Annotated in this window: 2 protein-coding genes and 1 pseudogene; 1 reads left to right on the top strand and 2 read right to left on the bottom strand. The window is 31.8% G+C overall.

Features of this window, described 5'->3' with window-relative positions:
• Positions 1-940, top strand: a 940-nt coding sequence (locus PX484_RS13745; RefSeq protein ID WP_288104274.1) for a hypothetical protein, incomplete at its 5' end; no start/stop codon positions are given.
• A gap of 124 nt (positions 941-1,064) precedes the next feature.
• On the opposite strand, the pseudogene PX484_RS25790 reads toward PX484_RS13745, so the two are convergent.
• Both PX484_RS25790 and PX484_RS13735 read right to left on the bottom strand, forming a co-directional pair.
• Positions 1,065-1,348 (bottom strand): annotated as a pseudogene (locus tag PX484_RS25790) (type II toxin-antitoxin system RelE family toxin).
• Positions 1,323-1,550 (bottom strand): hypothetical protein, encoded by a 228-nt coding sequence (locus tag PX484_RS13735; protein ID WP_002734104.1) that lies wholly within the window; start codon positions 1,548-1,550, stop codon positions 1,323-1,325. The pseudogene PX484_RS25790 and the gene PX484_RS13735 overlap by 26 nt, the downstream one beginning before the upstream one ends.
• Positions 1,551-2,000 lie beyond the last annotated feature (450 nt).

Below are 2,000 nucleotides of genomic sequence, written 5' to 3'. Positions count from 1 at the left end.
TCTGACTATGCGAAATTTTAATCTTGCAGAAGTGGGAGAATTATATCAAAAACATACAGCAGCAACTGGACAACTTTTCACACCAGAAGCAATAGAAACAGCTTATGATTTAACCCAAGGACAACCTTGGCTAGTCAATGCTTTAGCTAAAGAAATTGTCGAAAAAATGGTGAAAGATAGAAGTATTCCTATTACTAAAGAACATATTTTAACAGCCAAAGAAATATTAATAGCTCGTCAGGATACTCATTTAGATAGTTTAGCGGAAAGGTTAAGAGAACCAAGAATTAAAGCCATTATTGAACCGATGTTAGCTGGTTTAGAATTAGGAAATATACCTAATGATGATATTCAATTTGTGATTGATTTGGGATTATGTAAAATGCACCCCTACGGAGGTTTAACTATTGCTAATCCCATTTATCGGGAAGTGTTACCCAGAGCATTAACAGTCACACCAATGGCATCTTTACCAATGATTGCACCCACTTGGTTAACACCGGAAGGGGAGTTAAATCTAGATGCTTTATTAACAGCATTTCTCAAGTTTTGGCGACAGCACGGAGAACCGTTATTAGGTAGCACTGGCTATCATGAAATCGCACCGCATATTGTATTAATGGCTTTTTTACATCGTGTGATTAATGGTGGGGGAGTTTTAGAAAGGGAATATGCAATTGGTAGCGATAGAATGGATTTATGTTTACAGTATAAAGATGTAATTTTAGGGATTGAATTGAAAGTATGGCGGGATAAAAAACGCAATCCGCAAGCTGATGGAATTGAACAATTAGAATCTTATTTAGGACGTTTGGGTTTAGATTTTGGTTGGTTATTTATCTTTGATAGGCGGAAAAATGCCTTACCAATGGAAGAAAGGTTATCCACTGAAGTTGTGGTGACGGAAAATCAATATAGAATTACTGTAATTAGAGCTTGAGTGTTTTAAATGAAGTATTTTTGGAAACAATGCTTTTTTCAAAGATATTTAACGGTGAATTTATAAGGTACGTTGCATTTAATTAACACACCCTACAGAATTGGCTGCTTAATTTTTATTTCAGCTATTCATAAACTTTACTTCTATGGGCGATAAAAATTATCGTTACCAGTTTTAAATCATCATTAATTTCATAAATAACTCTATAGTCACCTACTCGATAACGATAATAACCTGATAACTCACCTTTGAGAGATTTTATATTAGGATGATTACGAGGATTAATTTTTAAACGTTCAAAACATCTATCTAACTTTTTTGTAAAGTAGCAGAAGCAGATTCAAAAAACTCCCCTGCATCAATACTAATAACAACAGTATAATTAATATTTTCGTTTAAGTTTGTCAACAGTAATCACCTTTCCTTGTTTTACATTTTCTCTAGCATGATCAAAATTTTCTTTAAATCCTACAATCTCTAATAACTCTTGAGTAGCATCATCTTCTCTTGTTGCCAAATATGCTAAAAAATCAACTGCTACGAGTAATTTTTCTGGTGACAGTTGTTCAACATATTTTTGGATTTGTTCACGAAGTTCTAACGTATTCATAGATTATTTTGGTTATTTACCCAATTTGATTATATCTGATTCTGATAAAATTTAGATCCCCGACTTCTGTTATTAATCTTCTCATGTAATAGATAATTTGTAGGGTGTATTAGTGACAGCGTAACGCACCTCATATTTACTAAATAATTTATTTTATTATGTTTTTAAAAATCTCATTTAATAATAATGGTGCGTTACGTCGCGTATTTAATTTATTTGTACATTTTATAATCTTTTTGCGCTCCTAACGCACCCTACAAACTACAAACTACAAACTACTTAATAATTCTCTGTAACCTTTAAATATTACAATAGACCTCTCCATAATTTAATTAAATCACAATAATAGGATATAATAAAACAAATAGTAAATCAAAAAAAGCCATGAAAAACTACACTTGGGAATACATTCAAAAATATCCGAAACAAACTAAAAGACTATTAGGAATT

Origin of the sequence: Microcystis sp. M49636_WE2 (assembly GCF_030065375.1) — a bacterium.
Classification (GTDB): domain Bacteria; phylum Cyanobacteriota; class Cyanobacteriia; order Cyanobacteriales; family Microcystaceae; genus Microcystis; species Microcystis aeruginosa_C.
The sequence above is the reverse complement of the archived record's forward strand: the minus strand, read 5'-3'. Positions and strand labels throughout refer to the sequence as shown.